Origin of the sequence: Enterobacter sp. A103 (assembly GCF_034427535.1) — a bacterium.
Lineage (GTDB): Bacteria > Pseudomonadota > Gammaproteobacteria > Enterobacterales > Enterobacteriaceae > Enterobacter > Enterobacter asburiae_B.
In genome coordinates this window covers 817,880-835,342 of sequence record NZ_JAXQPQ010000002.1, presented here as the reverse complement: position 1 = coordinate 835,342, position 17,463 = coordinate 817,880, and the positions used below count along the sequence as shown (strand labels likewise).

14 protein-coding genes, 1 pseudogene and 1 other annotated feature are annotated in these 17,463 nt (G+C 57.6%); of the genes and pseudogenes, 11 read left to right on the top strand and 4 right to left on the bottom strand.

Annotated features, from left to right (window positions below):
* Positions 1 to 6: 6 nt before the first annotated feature.
* Positions 7 to 1,200, bottom strand: a complete 1,194-nt coding sequence (gene acrA, locus SPH27_RS09600) for a multidrug efflux RND transporter periplasmic adaptor subunit AcrA (protein ID WP_029741963.1) — start codon at positions 1,198 to 1,200, stop codon at positions 7 to 9.
* Between the two features lie 141 nt (positions 1,201 to 1,341).
* On the opposite strand from acrA, the gene acrR reads away from it, so the two are divergent.
* Positions 1,342 to 1,995, top strand: a complete 654-nt coding sequence (gene acrR, locus SPH27_RS09595; RefSeq protein ID WP_033144791.1) for a multidrug efflux transporter transcriptional repressor AcrR — start codon at positions 1,342 to 1,344, stop codon at positions 1,993 to 1,995.
* 113 nt (positions 1,996 to 2,108) lie between these two features.
* A complete protein-coding gene (gene mscK, locus SPH27_RS09590) occupies positions 2,109 to 5,456 on the top strand; it encodes a mechanosensitive channel MscK (RefSeq protein ID WP_047061253.1) in 3,348 nt (1,115 codons plus the stop codon).
* 11 nt (positions 5,457 to 5,467) lie between these two features.
* Here mscK and rsmS read toward each other — a convergent pair.
* Together rsmS and priC are read right to left on the bottom strand one after the other, a co-directional pair.
* Positions 5,468 to 5,666: pseudogene (gene rsmS, locus SPH27_RS09585) on the bottom strand (pleiotropic regulatory protein RsmS).
* A 14-nt stretch (positions 5,667 to 5,680) separates the two neighbouring features.
* Positions 5,681 to 6,208: a primosomal replication protein N'' gene (gene priC, locus SPH27_RS09580; RefSeq protein ID WP_047061255.1), complete on the bottom strand. Its 528-nt coding sequence runs from the start codon at positions 6,206 to 6,208 to the stop codon at positions 5,681 to 5,683.
* 50 nt (positions 6,209 to 6,258) lie between these two features.
* Here priC and SPH27_RS09575 point away from each other — a divergent pair, with 50 nt between their 5' ends.
* The 9 genes from SPH27_RS09575 to SPH27_RS09535 all read left to right on the top strand — a co-directional run bounded on the left by SPH27_RS09575 (position 6,259) and on the right by SPH27_RS09535 (position 15,659).
* Positions 6,259 to 6,636 carry a DUF454 family protein gene (locus SPH27_RS09575; protein ID WP_033144794.1) on the top strand — a complete coding sequence of 126 codons (378 nt, stop codon included), beginning with the start codon at positions 6,259 to 6,261 and terminating at the stop codon, positions 6,634 to 6,636.
* Between the two features lie 150 nt (positions 6,637 to 6,786).
* Positions 6,787 to 7,338 carry an adenine phosphoribosyltransferase gene (apt, locus tag SPH27_RS09570; RefSeq protein WP_000127359.1) on the top strand — a complete coding sequence of 184 codons (552 nt, stop codon included), beginning with the start codon at positions 6,787 to 6,789 and terminating at the stop codon, positions 7,336 to 7,338.
* An 88-nt stretch (positions 7,339 to 7,426) separates the two neighbouring features.
* Positions 7,427 to 9,355, top strand: coding sequence for a DNA polymerase III subunit gamma/tau (dnaX, locus tag SPH27_RS09565; protein ID WP_322435684.1), 1,929 nt, complete (start codon positions 7,427 to 7,429; stop codon positions 9,353 to 9,355).
* Positions 8,685 to 8,749 (top strand) — a sequence feature (DnaX frameshifting element). It overlaps the preceding gene by 65 nt.
* A 54-nt stretch (positions 9,356 to 9,409) precedes the next feature.
* Positions 9,410 to 9,742: a YbaB/EbfC family nucleoid-associated protein gene (locus SPH27_RS09560; protein WP_003858972.1), complete on the top strand. Its 333-nt coding sequence runs from the start codon at positions 9,410 to 9,412 to the stop codon at positions 9,740 to 9,742.
* Positions 9,742 to 10,347: a recombination mediator RecR gene (recR, locus tag SPH27_RS09555; RefSeq protein ID WP_008499298.1), complete on the top strand. Its 606-nt coding sequence runs from the start codon at positions 9,742 to 9,744 to the stop codon at positions 10,345 to 10,347. Before SPH27_RS09560 ends, recR begins: the two co-directional genes overlap by 1 nt.
* A gap of 110 nt (positions 10,348 to 10,457) precedes the next feature.
* Positions 10,458 to 12,332, top strand: a complete 1,875-nt coding sequence (htpG, locus tag SPH27_RS09550) for a molecular chaperone HtpG (RefSeq protein ID WP_039263967.1) — start codon at positions 10,458 to 10,460, stop codon at positions 12,330 to 12,332.
* 228 nt (positions 12,333 to 12,560) lie between these two features.
* Positions 12,561 to 13,205 carry an adenylate kinase gene (gene adk / locus SPH27_RS09545; RefSeq protein ID WP_006809841.1) on the top strand — a complete coding sequence of 215 codons (645 nt, stop codon included), beginning with the start codon at positions 12,561 to 12,563 and terminating at the stop codon, positions 13,203 to 13,205.
* Positions 13,206 to 13,329: 124 nt separating this feature from the next.
* Positions 13,330 to 14,292, top strand: a complete 963-nt coding sequence (gene hemH, locus SPH27_RS09540; RefSeq protein WP_033144798.1) for a ferrochelatase — start codon at positions 13,330 to 13,332, stop codon at positions 14,290 to 14,292.
* A gap of 62 nt (positions 14,293 to 14,354) precedes the next feature.
* Positions 14,355 to 15,659, top strand: a complete 1,305-nt coding sequence (locus SPH27_RS09535; protein WP_029741032.1) for an inosine/guanosine kinase — start codon at positions 14,355 to 14,357, stop codon at positions 15,657 to 15,659.
* A gap of 118 nt (positions 15,660 to 15,777) precedes the next feature.
* Here SPH27_RS09535 and ybaL read toward each other — a convergent pair whose 3' ends face one another.
* Positions 15,778 to 17,454, bottom strand: coding sequence for a YbaL family putative K(+) efflux transporter (gene ybaL / locus SPH27_RS09530; RefSeq protein ID WP_032661465.1), 1,677 nt, complete (start codon positions 17,452 to 17,454; stop codon positions 15,778 to 15,780).
* Positions 17,455 to 17,463: the final 9 nt, after the last annotated feature.

Below are 17,463 nucleotides of genomic sequence, written 5' to 3'. Positions count from 1 at the left end.
TTTAAGTTAAGACTTGGTTTGTTCTGACTGGCCAGCGGCCGAAGCTTGTTGTTTATCGTCAGATTTCACTTCCTGTGCTTTAACCTGCGCGCCAGGACGAACTTTTTGCAAACCAGTAACAATCACGCGATCGCCATCTTTTAGACCTTCCGTCACCAGCCATTTATCGCCAATCGCCTGAGTGGCGGTGATATTGCGCGTTTCGACTTTGTCATCAGCCCCAACAACCAGCGCGCTCGCATCGCCGCGTGGCGTACGGGTCACACCCTGCTGTGGAACCAGAAGTGCGGTTGGATTCGTTCCTTCTTCCAGACGCGCGCGAACGAACATACCTGGCAGCAGATTTTTGTCAGGGTTCGGGAAAATCGCACGTAAGGTGATGGAACCGGTAGTCTGGTCGACCGTCACGTCAGAGAATTCCAGGGTTCCTTCCTGCGGGAACTTGATACCGTCATTGGTAATCAGTTCCACTTTGGCTTTGCCGTTTTCCTGTTTCAGGGTGCCGTTAGCCAGCTCCTGTTTCAGGCGCAGGAAATCGTTGCTGGACTGCGTCACGTCAACGTAGATCGGATCAAGCTGCTGCACGGTTGCCAGCGCATTGGTCTGACCGTTCTGCACCAGCGCTCCTTCCGTGACGGAAGATTTACCAATACGACCGCTGATAGGAGAGGTCACTTTGGTATAGGCCAGGTTAATGCGCGCGGTTTCGACGGCCGCTTTGGCTGCCACCACGGCCGCGTTAGCCTGCTGTGCATCGGCCAGAGCGGTATCGTAATCCTGTTGGCTGATGTACTTGGTGCCGAGCAGCTTTTGGTAGCGGTTCAACGTCAGCTGAGCAATTTTGGCCGCGGCTTGTGCTTTCGCCAGGTCGCCTTTCGCACTTTCATAAGAGGCCTGATAGGTTGCTGGATCAATCTGATACAGAGACTCACCGGCTTTCACATCACCACCTTCGGTGAAGTTACGCTTCAGGATAATGCCGCTGACCTGAGGACGCACTTCCGCAATGCGGTAAGCATTGGTACGGCCTGGTAATTCGGTGGTGATTTGTAGAGGTTCAGATTTGAGCGTCACGACGCCTACTTCTGGCGCCTGCTGAGCTCCTTGTTGAGCTGGTTTGTCGTCACATCCTGTTAGCGCTAAGCTGCCTGAGAGCATCAGAACGACCGCCAGAGGCGTTAACCCTCTGTTTTTGTTCATATGTAAACCTCGAGTGTCCGATTTCAAATTGATCAAGGGTCCTGAGTCTAAAAACCCATTGCTGCGTTTATATTATCGTCATGCTATGGTACATACATTCACAAATGTATGTAAATCTGACTCCTGTAAATTCACCCACCTATGGCACGAAAAACTAAACAACAAGCGCTGGAAACCCGACAACACATTCTGGATGTGGCAATACGTTTGTTCTCGCAGCAGGGTGTTTCATCCACCTCGCTGGCGCAGATTGCTCAGGCTGCCGGTGTGACGCGAGGAGCGATTTACTGGCATTTTAAAGATAAGTCAGATCTGTTCAGTGAAATCTGGGAGCTTTCAGAGTCCAGCATTAGCGATCTCGAGAGTGAGTATCGGGCAAAATTCCCTGACGATCCACTCTCAGTATTGAGAGAAATATTAGTATATATCCTTGAAGCAACGGTAGTTGAAGAACGTCGCAGATTAATGATGGAGATTATTTTTCATAAATGCGAGTTCGTGGGCGAGATGGCGGTGGTGCAGCAGGCGCAACGCAGCCTTAGCCTGGAGAGCTATGATCGTATTGAACAGAACCTGAACCTGTGTATGCAGGCAAAACTCTTACCGGCCAATCTCTTGACCCGACGGGCGGCAATCCTGATGCGCAGCTACATTTCAGGTCTGATGGAAAACTGGCTTTTCTCGCCGCAATCCTTTGACCTCAAAGAGGAAGCCCGCAGCTACGTGGCGATTTTACTGGAAATGCTACAGCTCTGCCCCACGCTGCGCAGCGACGCGCCTTCGCTAACGGCCTGATCCCTTTCCAGGATTTATCTCAGAGGATAACGTTCGCGCTATTCTGCTTTCAGCGAGCGTGATATTCTTCACGCCGGACTATTTTCGGTCATCTTCTGACATCATTCACAACTATGCTGCCCATCAATCGCTCGCAACATCCTGTTTTTGCATTGCTCTTTGCGATGCTGTTTTTCTTCGCCACGGCGCCGCTGACCTGGGCCCGCGCCGATAACAGCAATGATATTCCCTCGCGCAGCGATGTTCAGTCGCAGCTCGACACGCTGAACAAACAAAAAGATCTCTCCCCTCAGGAGAAACTCGTCCAGCAGGATCTGACGGAAACGCTGGAAACGCTGGATAAAATTGAACGCATCAAAGCGGAAACCGTCCAGCTTCGTCAGAAGGTGGCGCAGGCGCCTGAAAACATGCGTAAGGCCACCGACGCGCTGAATGCCCTCAGCGATGTGGATAACGACGACGAGACGCGCAAGACGCTCTCGACGCTCTCTTTACGCCAGCTGGAGTCCCGCGTCGCGCAACTGCTCGACGACCTGCAAACCGCGCAGTCGGATCTCGCAACCTATAACAGCCAGCTTGTCTCGCTGCAGACCCAGCCCGAGCGCGTGCAAAACGCGATGTACGCCGCGTCTCAGCAGCTGCAGCAGATCCGCAACCGTCTGAACGGCACGACGGTCGGCGAAGGCACGCTGCGCCCGACGCAGCAAACCCTGCTGCTGGTTCAGCAGACCTTGCTCAATGCACAGATTGAACAGCAGCGTAAAAGCCTGGAAGGGAATACGGTGCTACAGGACACGCTTCAGAAACAGCGTGATTACGTCACCGCGAATATTAACCGCCTGGAACACCAGCTTCAGCTGTTGCAGGAGGCGGTAAACAGCAAACGCCTGACCCTGACGGAAAAAACCGCCCAGGAGGCCGTATCGCCTGACGAAACCGCCCGCATTCAGGCGAATCCGCTGGTGAAACAGGAGCTCGAGGCCAACCACCAGCTTAGCCAGCGCCTGATACTGGCGACGGAAAACGGCAACTCGCTGGTTCAGCAAAATATCAAAGTGAAGAACTGGCTGGATCGCGCGCTGCAGGCTGAGCGCAACATCAAAGAGCAGATTGCGGTCCTGAAGGGCAGCCTCCTGCTGTCGCGTATTCTCTACCAGCAGCAGCAGACGCTCCCGTCCGCCGATGAGCTGGAGGACATGACCAACCGCATTGCGGATTTACGTCTGGAACAGTTTGACGTCAACCAGCAGCGCGATGCCCTTTTCCAGAGCGATGCCTTTGTCGCCAAAATTGAAGAGGGGCATTCCAGCGACGTGAACCCGGAAGTGCACGACGCGCTGCTCCAGGTCGTCGATATGCGTCGCGAGCTGCTGGACCAGCTCAACAAACAGCTGGGCAACCAGCTGATGATGGCCATTAACCTGCAAATCAACCAGCAGCAGCTGGTGAGCGTCTCGAAAAGTCTGCAGGAGATCCTGACCCAGCAGATTTTCTGGGTGAACAGCAACAAGCCGATGGACTGGGACTGGGTCAAATCCTTCCCGGAGACGCTGAAAACGCAGATTAAGAGCATGAAGATCACCGTAAACTGGGAGAAAGCCTGGCCTGCGGTGACGATTGCCTTGCTGGCGGGATTACCGCTGCTGCTGATTGCCGGCCTGATCCGCTGGCGTCTGGGCTGGCTGAAAAAATATCAGGCGAAGCTGGCCTCCGAAGTGGGGCAGCTGCGCAACGATAGCCAGCTCCATACGCCTAAAGCGATTCTGATCGATCTCATCCGCGCCCTGCCGGTGTGCCTGATTATTCTGGCCGTGGGCCTGATTCTGCTTACCATGCAGCTCAACGTCAGCGATCTGCTGTGGGCGTTCAGTAAAAAACTGGCGCTGTTCTGGCTGGTCTTTGGCGTGTGCTGGAAGGTGCTGGAAAAAGACGGCGTGGCGGTGCGTCATTTCAACATGCCTGCGCAGCTTACCAGCCACTGGCGTCGTCAGATTGTGCGCATCAGCCTGGCGCTCCTGCCGCTGCACTTCTGGTCGGTTGTCTCTGAGCTTTCTCCGCTGCACCTGATGGATGACGTGCTGGGCCAGCTGGTTATCCTGCTGAACCTGCTGCTGATTGCGATCCTGATGTGGCCGATGTGCCGCGACAGCTGGCGTGATAAAGAGTCCCACAATATTCGCCTGGCCACCGTGACGGTGCTGGCGATCATTCCGCTGGCGCTAATGGTGCTGACGGCAACGGGCTACTTCTATACCACGCTGCGCCTGTCCGGGCGCTGGATTGAAACGGTCTATCTGGTGATCGTCTGGAACCTGCTCTATCAGACCGTGCTGCGCGGCCTGAGCGTGGCGGCTCGCCGCATTGCCTATCGCCGTGCTATCGCGCGTCGTCAGCATCAGGTGAAAGAGGGGGCCGAAGGCGCGGAGCCGCAGGAAGAGCCGACCATCGCCCTGGAGCAGGTTAACCAGCAGACGCTGCGCATCACCATGCTGGTGATGATCGCCCTGTTTGCGGTGATGTTCTGGGCCATCTGGTCCGATCTTATTACCGTTTTCGCCTATCTCGACAGTATTACCCTCTGGCAATACAACGGTACCGAAGCGGGCGCGGCGGTCATGAAAAGCGTGACCATGGGCAGCCTGCTGTTTGCGCTGGTGTCGTCGGTGGTGGCCTGGGCGCTGATTCGCAACCTGCCAGGCCTGCTCGAAGTGCTGCTCCTGTCACGTCTGAATCTCCGCCAGGGGGCGTCCTACGCCATTACCACGATCCTCAACTACGTGATCATTATTGTTGGGGCGATGACGGTCTTTGGCTCGCTTGGCGTCTCGTGGGATAAACTGCAGTGGCTGGCGGCCGCCCTCTCGGTCGGTCTTGGTTTTGGCCTGCAGGAGATCTTCGGTAACTTCGTGTCCGGCCTGATCATCCTGTTCGAACGTCCGGTACGAATCGGCGATACCGTCACCATCGGCACCTTCTCCGGTACGGTCAGCAAGATCCGCATTCGTGCCACCACCATCACCGACTTCGATCGCAAAGAGGTGATCATCCCGAACAAAGCGTTCGTGACCGAGCGCCTGATCAACTGGTCGCTCTCCGATACGGTGACGCGCGTGGTGATCCGCCTGGGCGTAGCCTACGGATCGGATCTGGAGAAGGTGAAAGAGGTGCTGCTCAAGGCGGCGTCAGAACATCCGAAAGTGATGCACGATCCGGCGCCGGCGGTCTTCTTCACCACCTTTGGGCCGAGCACGCTGGATCACGAGCTGCGTTTATACGTGCGCGAGCTGCGTGACCGCAGCTACACGGTGGATGAACTCAACCGTTCTATCGATCGTCTGTGCCGTGAAAACGATATTAATATCGCCTTCAACCAGCTCGAGGTTCACCTGCGCAACGAGAAAGGTGATGAGCATACGGAAGTGAAGCGCGACATTAAGGGTGACGATCCTACACCTGCTTAATCTATTTTCTCTCAGCCCTCAGGGGCGAGGGAACGATTTTCCCCCTCTCCCTCAGGGAGAGGGCTGGGGTGAGGGTAATTTACCTTCAAAATCCCGCCGCACAATCTCCAGCGCCTTAAGCACCGTCTCCGCCGGGATCTCATGATTCTCCAGCAGCATAATCAAATCGACGGCCAGCTTGACCTCATCGGGTGCATTTTCCAGTGACATGGGTGTGGCTCCTGTTAACGGGTCAAACGTTCTATGACGCGCTCAATCTCGTCCCGCGCCTGACGGCAGCGGACGATACGTCCTTCCAGCGCGCTAATCTCGCGCATCAATAGCTGCTGCTCTTCCAGCGTCTCGCTGTTGTTTAGCCGCGTCTCGCGCTCGCGCTTCATCTCAAAGAGCCTGCGCTCAAACTCCTGGTTCTCCAGCCGCTTGCGCTGCCATTTACCGAGCCCCGGCGAGGCGCTGTCCCAGGCGCGCAGCGGCCAGGCGGCGATTTCGCGATGCAGAGCGGTGATCTGCTCTGTGAGATGCTCTGCGAGCCACGCCACCTGTTCCTGCTGTTCACTCTCAACCGCATGGCGAAGCTCGTCGAGGTTGGTCTGCGCTTCCGCCAGGTAATCCTGAATGACGGTGCTGCGGGTACGAAAAAGCTGCCGGTCAAAGCGCGGTTTCAGCGTGGCGTGGCCCATCAGCGGTGTAGCCTGCTCCCGCAGAGCACTAAGCTGATTTTGCAGCCTCTCAAGAAGCAGTGCTGTTTTCAAGGCGCTCTCCAGTGGTAAAGTAGCCGTTCAGTTTGATAACGATTCGCATTATGAAGCGTACTATTTTAATCATCATTGGCTGGCTCGCGGTAGTGCTTGGCACGCTGGGTGTGTTTTTACCCTTGCTGCCGACCACCCCGTTTATCCTGCTGGCGGCCTGGTGCTTCGCCCGCTCATCGCCGCGTTTTCACCACTGGCTGCTCTATCGCTCGTGGTTTGGCGGCTATCTGCGGCACTGGCAAAAACACCGGGCCATGCCGCCAGGCGCGAAGCCGCGCGCGATCGCGGTGATCCTCATCACCTTCGCTATTTCATTATGGCTGGTGAAAATGATGTGGGTACGTATTCTGCTGCTGGCGATCCTCTCCTGCCTGCTTTTCTTCATGTGGCGGATCCCCGTGGTTGATGAAAAGCAACAAAAGCACTGAAGCCTCATCATGGCTGTTGCAATTATCACGCGCAGCCAGTAAATTCGACCGTTTTCGAGCACAGGTGCGCCTGGTCAAAGGTTAAACAATTGTTGCCTTGGCCGACTCGTTGCGCGCTGTGAGTAACACTGTTTCATTTAGGCAAAACCGATGACCGCAACTGCACAGCAGCTTGAATATCTGAAAAACAGCATCAAAAGCATCCAGGACTATCCAAAGCCTGGCATTCTTTTCCGTGATGTCACCAGCTTGCTGGAAGACCCGAAAGCGTACGCGCTCAGCATTGAACTGCTGGTCGAGCGTTATAAAAACGCCGGGATCACCAAAGTAGTAGGTACCGAAGCCCGTGGCTTCCTGTTTGGCGCACCGGTTGCGCTGGCAATGGGCGTGGGTTTTGTGCCGGTGCGTAAGCCGCGCAAACTGCCGCGTGAAACCATTGCTGAGAGCTATGAGCTGGAGTACGGCACCGATCAGCTGGAGATCCACGTTGATGCGATCAAGCCTGGCGACAAAGTGCTGGTGGTGGACGATCTGCTGGCAACCGGCGGTACCATTGAAGCGACCGTGAAATTGATCCGTCGTCTGGGTGGTGAAGTGACCGACGCGGCATTCATCATCAACCTGTTCGATCTCGGCGGTGAACAGCGCCTGGAAAAACAGGGCATCACCAGCTACAGCCTGGTGCCTTTCCCGGGTCATTAATCCCGGTTTTCACAACCTCGCTCAATGGGTGAGGTTGTGATAGCATTCCCCTCCATAAATTCACCTTCCAGCGTTGCAGAGCCTGCCCATGAGTTATCAGGTGTTAGCCCGTAAATGGCGACCACAAACCTTTGCTGACGTTGTCGGTCAGGAACATGTGCTGACGGCCCTGGCGAACGGCTTGTCGCTAGGTCGCATCCATCACGCCTATCTTTTCTCCGGCACCCGCGGCGTCGGTAAGACCTCTATTGCCCGTTTGCTGGCAAAAGGTCTCAACTGCGAAACCGGGATCACCGCCACGCCGTGCGGCGTATGTGATAACTGCCGGGAGATCGAGCAGGGGCGTTTTGTCGATCTGATCGAGATCGACGCCGCCTCGCGTACCAAAGTGGAAGATACCCGCGATCTGCTCGATAACGTGCAGTACGCCCCGGCGCGTGGCCGCTTCAAGGTCTACCTGATCGATGAAGTGCACATGCTGTCGCGCCACAGTTTCAACGCCCTGCTGAAAACGCTGGAAGAGCCGCCCGCGCACGTGAAGTTCCTGCTGGCGACCACCGATCCGCAAAAGCTGCCGGTCACGATTTTGTCGCGCTGCCTTCAGTTCCACCTGAAGGCGCTGGACGTTGAGCAGATCCGCGCGCAGCTTGAGCACATTCTTGATGAAGAGAAAATTGTCCACGAACCGCGCGCCCTGCAGCTGCTGGCCCGCGCGGCGGACGGCAGCCTGCGTGATGCGCTCAGCCTGACCGACCAGGCGATTGCCAGCGGTGACGGCAAGCTCTCCACCGAGGCGGTCAGCACCATGCTCGGCACGCTGGATGACGATCAGGCGCTGTCGCTTATCGAGGCGATGATCGCCGCCAACGGCGAACGCGTGATGTCGCAGGTGAACGCGGCCGCTGCCCGGGGTATCGAATGGGAAGGACTGCTGGTTGAGATGCTCAGCCTGCTGCACCGCGTGGCGATGCTGCAGCTTTCTCCGTCCGCCATCGGAGCGGATATGGCCGCCATTGAACAGCGGATGCGTGAGCTTGCCCGCACCGTGCCGCCTGCCGACGTGCAGCTGTACTACCAGACGCTGCTGATTGGCCGCAAAGAGTTACCGTTCGCGCCGGATCCACGTATGGGCGTTGAAATGACGCTGCTGCGCGCGCTGGCGTTCCACCCGCGCATGCCATTGCCGGAGCCGGAAGCGCCGCGGCAGTCTTTCGCGCCGGTCGCCCCTACGGCGGTGATGTCGCCGCAGCAGGTGCCACCGCAGCCGACACCGCCGCCGCCGCAAAACGTGCCGCTGTCGGATGCCACCAGTTCGGTGCTTGCCGCACGCAGCCAGCTGCAGCGTGCGCAGGGAGTAACCAAACCAAAAAAGAGTGAACCGGCAGCGCCAGGAAGAGCGCGGCCGGTGAACAACGCCGCGCTTGAACGACTGGCCTCGGTAACGGAGCGCGTACAGTCGCGTCCGGCACCGTCCGCGCGCGAGCAGAAAGCCCCGGTGAAAGAAGAGGCTTACCGCTGGAAGGCAACCACCGTCACCGAAGAGGTGGAGGAAGAGGTCGCCACGCCGAAAGCGCTGAAAAAGGCGCTGGAGCATGCGAAAACGCCGGAGCTTTCCGCGAAGCTTGCCGAAGAGTCCATTGCGCGCGACGCCTGGGCCGCCGAGGTCAGCAAACTCCAGCTGCCGAAGCTGGTCGAGCAGGTCGCGCTGAATGCCTGGAAAGAGCAGGACGGCAATCAGGTGCGTTTGCACCTGCGTCCGGGCCAGCGGCACCTCAATTCCCCTGGCGCGCAAAAGGCGCTGGCCGAGGCGCTCACCGCATTACAGGGTGCGCCGGTTGAATTGACTATCATTGAAGATGATAATCCGGCAGTGAAAACGCCGCTCGAGTGGCGCCAGGCCATTTATGAAGAAAAGCTCGCGCAGGCGCGCGAGGCGATTATTGCGGATAACAACATTCAGACCCTGCGCCGGTTCTTCGACGCCGATCTGGATGAAGAGAGTATTCGCCCCATTTGATCGTGAGTCTGACTTACGGTTGTAATCCTTAAACGTGAAAGAAGAGAGAAGCCTATGTTTGGTGGAAAAGGCGGTCTGGGTGGCCTGATGAAGCAGGCTCAGCAGATGCAGGAAAAAATGCAGAAGATGCAGGAAGAGATCGCTCAGCTGGAAGTCACGGGTGAGTCCGGTGCCGGTCTGGTCAAAGTGACCATCAACGGTGCGCACAACTGCCGTCGCGTGGAAATCGACCCGAGCCTGCTCGAAGACGACAAAGAGATGCTGGAAGATCTGGTTGCAGCCGCGTTTAACGATGCCGCTCGCCGTATCGACGAAACTCAGAAAGAGAAAATGGCCTCTGTTTCCAGCGGTATGCAGCTGCCGCCTGGCTTCAAGATGCCATTCTGATGCAAACCAGTCCGCTGCTCACGCAGTTAATGGAAGCACTGCGCTGCCTGCCGGGCGTTGGCCCGAAGTCGGCGCAGCGCATGGCGTTTACGCTATTGCAGCGCGACCGCAGCGGCGGGATGCGCCTGGCGCAGGCTTTAACCCGCGCCATGTCAGAAATTGGTCACTGTGCGGATTGCCGCACCTTTACCGAGCAGGACGTGTGTAACATCTGTACGAACCCGCGTCGTCAGGAAAACGGTCAGATTTGCGTGGTGGAGAGTCCGGCGGACATCTACGCCATCGAACAAACCGGGCAGTTTTCCGGCCGCTACTTCGTGCTGATGGGGCATCTTTCCCCGCTGGACGGTATTGGCCCGGATGATATCGGTCTTGACCGCCTTGAACAGCGTCTTGAGTCCGAAACCATCAAAGAGGTGATCCTCGCCACCAACCCAACGGTGGAAGGGGAGGCAACCGCCAACTACATCGCCGAACTGTGCTCGCAGTACGGCGTTGACGCCAGCCGCATCGCCCACGGCGTGCCGGTGGGCGGCGAGCTGGAAATGGTCGACGGCACCACGCTGTCGCACTCTCTGGCAGGGCGTCACAAGATTATTTTCTGACCAAACGGAGGCTGCGCGCGCGGCCTCCGCTTGAAAATTTCCCCCCTTATCCCCATCTCTCACTCAACGTTTTAAAACCCCATTAAATGGCATTGTTGAGGTCGACATAGATGAAAGGACAAGAAACCCGTGGTTTCCAGTCAGAAGTAAAACAGCTTCTGCACCTGATGATCCATTCCCTGTATTCCAACAAAGAAATTTTCCTGCGTGAGCTGATTTCCAACGCCTCGGACGCGGCGGACAAGCTGCGCTTCCGCGCGCTGTCCAACCCGGACCTGTATGAAGGCGACGGCGAGCTGCGCGTGCGCGTCTCGTTCAATAAAGAGAACCGCACCCTGACCATCGCCGATAACGGCATCGGGATGAACCGCGACGAGGTGATCGACCACCTCGGCACCATCGCCAAATCCGGCACCAAAGCGTTCCTTGAGTCCATGGGCTCTGACCAGGCGAAAGACAGCCAGCTGATCGGCCAGTTCGGCGTCGGTTTCTACTCGGCGTTTATCGTGGCCGACAAAGTTACCGTCCGTACCCGTGCTGCAGGCGACAGCGCCGAGAACGGCGTCCTGTGGGAATCCAAAGGGGAAGGCGAATACACCGTTGATGACATCACCAAAGCGGATCGCGGTACCGAAATCACCCTGCACCTGCGTGAAGGGGAAGACGATTTCCTGAACGACTGGCGCGTGCGCTCCATCATCAGCAAATATTCCGATCACATCGCCCTGCCGGTAGAGATTGAAAAACAGGAAGAGAAAGACGGTGAAACCGTGGTTTCCTGGGAGAAGATCAACAAGGCGCAGGCGCTGTGGACGCGCAATAAGTCTGAAATTAAAGACGACGAATACAACGAGTTCTACAAGCACATCGCCCACGACTTTACCGACCCGCTGACCTGGAGCCACAACCGCGTGGAAGGTAAGCAGGAGTACACCAGCCTGCTGTACATCCCGGCACAGGCGCCGTGGGACATGTGGAACCGCGATCACAAGCACGGCCTGAAGCTGTACGTGCAGCGCGTATTCATCATGGACGACGCCGAGCAGTTCATGCCGAACTACCTGCGCTTTGTGCGCGGTCTGATCGATTCCAACGATCTGCCGCTGAACGTCTCCCGTGAGATCCTTCAGGACAGCACCGTCACCCGTAACCTGCGCAACGCCCTGACCAAACGTGCGCTGCAGATGCTGGAAAAACTAGCGAAAGACGATGCGGAAAAATATCAGACCTTCTGGAAACAGTTTGGCCTGGTGCTGAAAGAAGGCCCGGCAGAAGACACCGCGAACGTTGAAACGATCGCCAAACTGCTGCGCTTCGCCTCTACGCACACCGACTCCTCCGCGCAGACCGTGTCGCTGGAAGAGTACGTCTCCCGCATGAAAGAAGGGCAGGAGAAGATCTACTACATCACTGCCGACAGCTACGCGGCGGCGAAGAGCAGCCCGCACCTGGAGCTGCTGCGCAAGAAAGGCATCGAAGTGCTGCTGCTTTCTGACCGCATCGACGAGTGGATGATGAACTACCTGACCGAGTTCGACGGTAAATCCTTCCAGTCCGTAGCCAAAGCCGACGAGTCCATCGACAAGCTGGCGGATGAAGTGGACGAAAGCGCGAAAGAAGCCGAGAAGGCGCTGGAGCCGTTCGTTGAGCGCGTGAAAACCCTGCTGGGCGAGCGCGTGAAAGAGGTGCGCTTCACGCACCGTCTGACCGACACCCCGGCCATTGTCACCACCGATGCGGACGAAATGAGCACCCAGATGGCGAAACTGTTCGCGGCGGCGGGCCAGGCGATGCCGGAAGTGAAATATATCTTTGAGCTTAATCCGGATCATCCACTGGTGAAACGCGCGGCGGATACCCAGGACGACGCCCGCTTTGCCGAGTGGGTTGAACTGCTGCTGGATCAGTCCCTGCTGGCCGAGCGCGGCACGCTGGAAGATCCTAACCTGTTCATTAAACGTGTGAATGCGCTGCTGCTGGCGTAATTAAACACCTGCCCCTCACCCTGCCCTCTCCCCAAAGGGGAGAGGGTGTTCAAATTCCCTCTCCCCTTTGGGGAGAGGGTTAAGGTGAGGGGAAACAACCGCACTAATGCAAATAATCTCCCCCCGTTAACCGTTTCAGCCTTCCCGCCTTCCTTGAGCGATGCCCGTTCTGGTGGTATTGTTTAGCGCTTTTGAAAAATTGAAACGACTTTTGAGGGGATTTTCGCAATGCGTATTATTCTGCTTGGCGCTCCGGGCGCGGGTAAAGGAACTCAGGCTCAGTTCATCATGGAGAAATACGGTATTCCGCAAATCTCCACCGGTGACATGCTGCGCGCCGCTGTAAAATCTGGCTCCGAGCTGGGTAAACAAGCGAAAGACATCATGGACGCAGGCAAGCTGGTGACCGACGAGCTGGTTATTGCTCTGGTCAAAGAGCGCATTGCGCAGGAAGACTGCCGTAACGGTTTCCTGCTGGACGGCTTCCCACGCACCATTCCTCAGGCTGACGCCATGAAAGAAGCGGGCATCAACGTGGATTACGTTCTGGAGTTCGACGTACCGGACGAGCTGATCGTTGACCGTATCGTTGGCCGTCGCGTACACGCTGCTTCTGGCCGCGTTTACCACATCAAATTCAACCCGCCTAAGGTTGAAGGCAAAGACGACGTGACCGGCGAAGAGCTGACTACCCGTAAAGACGATCAGGAAGAGACCGTGCGTAAACGCCTGGTGGAATACCATCAGATGACCGCGCCGCTGATCGGCTACTACACCAAAGAAGCGCAGGCGGGTAACACCAAATACGCCAAAGTTGACGGCACCAAAGCCGTGGCTGACGTACGTGCAGAGCTGGAAAAAATCCTCGGCTAATCGCGCGCCTCTCACCCGGGCTCCCGGGTGAGAAATATTCTCATCTTACCTATTACAGCAATGGGTTTCGTTTAAACGCATTTCCGCTACAATTGACAACCTATCAAATGGTTAAGAGGCGTGAATGAGTCAGGCGAAAACCGGCATCCTGCTTGCCAATCTGGGCACTCCAGAAGCACCTACATCAGACGCGGTAAAACGCTACCTGCGACAATTTTTAAGCGACACGCGCGTCGTGGATTTCCCGAGACTGCTGTGGTGGCCGCTGCTGCGTGGCGTCATTCTGCCGATTCGTTCTCCGCGCGTTGCCAAACTCTATCAGTCCGTCTGGATGGAAGAGGGCTCGCCGCTGATGGTTTACAGCCGTCGCCAGGAAAAAGCGCTGGCCGCCCGACTGCCGGATATGCCCGTCGCGCTCGGCATGAGCTACGGAAAACCGTCCCTGCAAAGCGCGGTGGAATCACTGCTGGCGCAGGGCGTGGACCATATCGTCGTGCTGGCGCTCTACCCGCAGTACTCCTGCTCGACGGTGGCCGCCGTCTGGGACGAGCTGGCCCGCATTCTGGCGACCCGCCGCCGCATTCCGGGCGTGACCTTTATTCGCGACTACGCGGATAACGATCTCTACATCCAGGCGCTTGCCAACAGCGCGCGCGCGTCGTTTGAAAAGCACGGCGAGCCGGATCTGCTGCTGCTCTCCTATCACGGGATCCCGCAGCGTTTCGCCAATGAAGGGGATGATTATCCGCAGCGCTGCCGCGATACCACGCGCGAGCTGGTTTCCGCCCTTGGCCTGCCGCCGGAGAAGGTGATGATGACCTTCCAGTCGCGCTTCGGTCGCGAGCCGTGGCTGACGCCTTATACCGATGAAACCCTCAAAATGCTGGGTGAGAAGGGCGTGAAGCACATTCAGGTGATGTCGCCGGGCTTCTCGGCAGACTGTCTGGAAACGCTGGAGGAGATCGCGGTGCAAAACCGGGAATTTTTCCTTGAGGCTGGCGGCGAAAAGTATGAGTACATTCCGGCGCTTAACGACTCGCCTGAGCATATCGACATGATGGTCTCGCTGGTAACGAACAGCCGCTGATCGCACTCCGGGCCGGGTTTGTGCTACCATTCCCGGCCCATATTCTTCGTACAGTTCAGACCATGAAATTTCCCGGTAAACGCAAATCCAAACACTACTTCCCCGTCGATGCCCGCGACCCGCTCCTGCAGCAAATCCAGCCAGAAAACGAAACCAGCGCGGCATGGGTCGTCGGTATCGATCAGACGCTGGTGGACATTGAAGCGAAAGTGGATGATGCGTTTGTCGCCCGTTACGGTCTGAGCGCCGGTCACTCGCTGGTGATTGAGGACGACGTTGCCGAAGCGCTGTATCAGGAGCTGGTGCGCGAAAACCTGATTACCCATCAGTTCGCCGGTGGCACCATCGGCAATACCATGCACAACTACTCCGTGCTGGCCGACGACCGCTCGGTGCTGCTCGGCGTGATGTGCAGCAATATCGAAATCGGTGGCTATGCCTACCGCTATCTCTGCAACACCTCCAGCCGTACCGATCTGAACTACCTTCAGGGCGTCGACGGGCCTATTGGCCGCTGCTTTACGCTGATTAGCGATTCCGGCGAGCGTACTTTTGCCATCAGCCCGGGTCATATGAACAAGCTGCGCGCCGAGAGTATTCCGGAAGAGGTGATCGCGGGCGCCTCGGCGCTGGTGCTGACCTCCTACCTGGTGCGCTGTAAGCCGGGCGAGCCGATGCCGGAAGCGACCATGAAAGCGATCGAGTACGCGAAGAAATACAACGTGCCGGTCGTTCTGACGCTGGGCACAAAATTCGTTATCGCCGATAACCCGGAGTGGTGGCAGGCGTTCCTGAAAGAGCACGTCTCGATTCTGGCGATGAACGAAGAAGAGGCCGAAGCGCTGACCGGCGAAAGCGATCCGCTGCTGGCGTCTGACAAAGCGCTGGACTGGGTGGATCTGGTGCTCTGTACCGCCGGCCCGGTTGGGCTGTACATGGCGGGCTTCACGGAAGAAGAGAGCAAGCGCAAAACCCAGCACCCGCTGCTGCCCGGTGCGATTGCCGAGTTCAACCAGTACGAGTTCAGCCGCGGCATGCGCTACAAAGATTGCGTGAATCCGCTGCGAATCTACTCTCATATCGCGCCATACATGGGCGGGCCGGAGAAGATCATGAACACCAACGGTGCGGGCGACGGCGCGCTGGCCGCACTGCTGCACGACATCACCGCTAACGCCTACCATAAAACCAACGTGCCGAACTCCAGCAAGCATAAGTTCAGCTGGCTGACCTATTCCTCGCTGGCGCAGGTGTGTAAATATGCCAACCGCGTGAGCTATCAGGTACTGAACCAGCATTCTCCGCGCTTAACGCGCGGTCTGCCTGAAAGAGAAGACAGCCTCGAAGAGGCTTACTGGGACAGGTAAAAGAAAACCCCTCACCCTAACCCTCTCCCCTTAGGGGAGAGGGGATAGCACGAAGCCGTCTTTTCTCCCTCGCCCCTATGGGGAGAGGCCGGGGTGAGGGCATCAGGCCGCACCAAACTTACCCCGTCACAGCCTCTTCAACCGGCGGTTTCTCCAGCAGCGTCAGCATCGTATTCGCAATCTCGCGCTCGCCCATCACCACCTTATTCGCCCCGCGCTCGGTAATGTACTCGACCTCGTCGTCATAGTGCGCCCGGGCGATAATCTCAATCGTTGGGCACTTCTCGCGCGCGGAAGCCACAATCTCGCCCGCTTCATAGCCGTTAGGGATGGTCAGCAGCAGCCAGCGGGCGCAGTCCAGATGCGCCAGATTCATGATCTCTTCGTTTGCCGCATTGCCCAGCACCGCACGAATACCGCGCTCGCGCAGCTCGTCGACGCGGGTGCGTGAGGTCTCAATCACCACCAGCGGAATGCCCTGCGCCATCAGCTTCTCACCGAGCAGGCTGCCCACGCGGCCAAAGCCGACCAGCAGGGCGTGATTGCAAATATCCACCGGGATCTGCTTCTCTTCTTCGATGGCCTCTTCCAGCGTCTGTTCTTCCAGCGTTTCGGTTTTATCGAGGTATTTTTCCAGCAGGGCAAACAGCACCGGGTTCAGCATAATCGACAGGATCGCTCCCGCCAGCACCAGGTTTTGCCCCGCCTGCGGCAGCAGGTTCAGGGCCATGCCCAGACCGGCCAGAATAAAGGCAAACTCACCGATCTGCGCCAGGCTGGCGGCGATGGTCAACGCCGTGCGCGGGGAGTGGCCGAACATTCTCACCAGGAAGAAGGCGGCAAGCGACTTACCAAAGATGATGATCGCCAGCGTGCCCAGCACGGCCAGCGGCTGGTGAATCAGAACCATCGGATCAAACAGCATCCCGACGGAGACGAAGAACAGCACGGCGAAGGCATCGCGCAGCGGCAGAGTGTCATGCGCCGCGCGGTGGCTCAGCTCGGACTCGTTCAGCACCATCCCGGCGAAGAACGCGCCCAGGGCAAAGGAGACATCAAACAGCTCTACGGCACCAAAAGCGATACCCAGCGCCAGCGCCAGCACGGAGAGGGTAAACAGCTCGCGCGAGCCGGTTGCCGCGCTGCGGGACATGATCCACGGCACCAGACGGCGTCCCACCAGCATCATGATGGCGATAAACGCCACCACCTTACCGATGGTTATACTCATATCCAGCGCCAGCGAGGCAAAGCCGACGTTGTCTTTTTCCATCATCCCGGCGACGGCAGGCAGCAGCACCAGCGTCAGGACCATCACCAGGTCTTCAACAATCAGCCAGCCTATCGCGATTTGCCCGCGCTGGCTGTCTATCAGCTGTCTCTCTTCAAGCGCGCGCAGCAGCACCACGGTACTGGCGGTTGAGAGACACAGTCCAAATACGATGCCGGTCATTAACGACCAGCCCAGTACCGCCGAAAGCGCCATCCCCAGCAGCGTCGCCACCCCAATCTGGGCGATCGCTCCCGGTATGGCGATCGACTTTACCGCCATCAGATCCTTCAGGGAGAAGTGCAGGCCGACGCCAAACATCAGCAGAATCACGCCCAATTCCGCCAGCTCAGGGGCCAGCTTGGTATCCGCCACGAAGCCTGGCGTAAACGGTCCCGCCAGTACACCCGCTAACAGATAGCCGACAAGAGGAGAAATACGCAGCTTATTGGCAATCATGCCGAGGATAAAAGCGAGCACAAGTCCACCAACAATGGTGGTGATAAGCGGTGTGGCGTGGTGCATTCCGTCTCC

Bases quoted from the DNA above. Each gene is read 5' to 3' on its own strand.
- ybaL (WP_032661465.1), bottom strand. From the start codon at position 17,454: ATGCACCACGCCACACCGCTTATCACCACCATTGTTGGTGGACTTGTG.
- mscK (WP_047061253.1), top strand. From the start codon at position 2,109: ATGCTGCCCATCAATCGCTCGCAACATCCTGTTTTTGCATTGCTCTTT.
- apt (WP_000127359.1), top strand. From the start codon at position 6,787: ATGACCGCAACTGCACAGCAGCTTGAATATCTGAAAAACAGCATCAAA.
- adk (WP_006809841.1), top strand. From the start codon at position 12,561: ATGCGTATTATTCTGCTTGGCGCTCCGGGCGCGGGTAAAGGAACTCAG.
- acrA (WP_029741963.1), bottom strand. From the start codon at position 1,200: ATGAACAAAAACAGAGGGTTAACGCCTCTGGCGGTCGTTCTGATGCTC.
- recR (WP_008499298.1), top strand. From the start codon at position 9,742: ATGCAAACCAGTCCGCTGCTCACGCAGTTAATGGAAGCACTGCGCTGC.
- acrR (WP_033144791.1), top strand. From the start codon at position 1,342: ATGGCACGAAAAACTAAACAACAAGCGCTGGAAACCCGACAACACATT.
- htpG (WP_039263967.1), top strand. From the start codon at position 10,458: ATGAAAGGACAAGAAACCCGTGGTTTCCAGTCAGAAGTAAAACAGCTT.
- hemH (WP_033144798.1), top strand. From the start codon at position 13,330: ATGAGTCAGGCGAAAACCGGCATCCTGCTTGCCAATCTGGGCACTCCA.
- dnaX (WP_322435684.1), top strand. From the start codon at position 7,427: ATGAGTTATCAGGTGTTAGCCCGTAAATGGCGACCACAAACCTTTGCT.
- SPH27_RS09575 (WP_033144794.1), top strand. From the start codon at position 6,259: ATGAAGCGTACTATTTTAATCATCATTGGCTGGCTCGCGGTAGTGCTT.
- SPH27_RS09535 (WP_029741032.1), top strand. From the start codon at position 14,355: ATGAAATTTCCCGGTAAACGCAAATCCAAACACTACTTCCCCGTCGAT.
- SPH27_RS09560 (WP_003858972.1), top strand. From the start codon at position 9,410: ATGTTTGGTGGAAAAGGCGGTCTGGGTGGCCTGATGAAGCAGGCTCAG.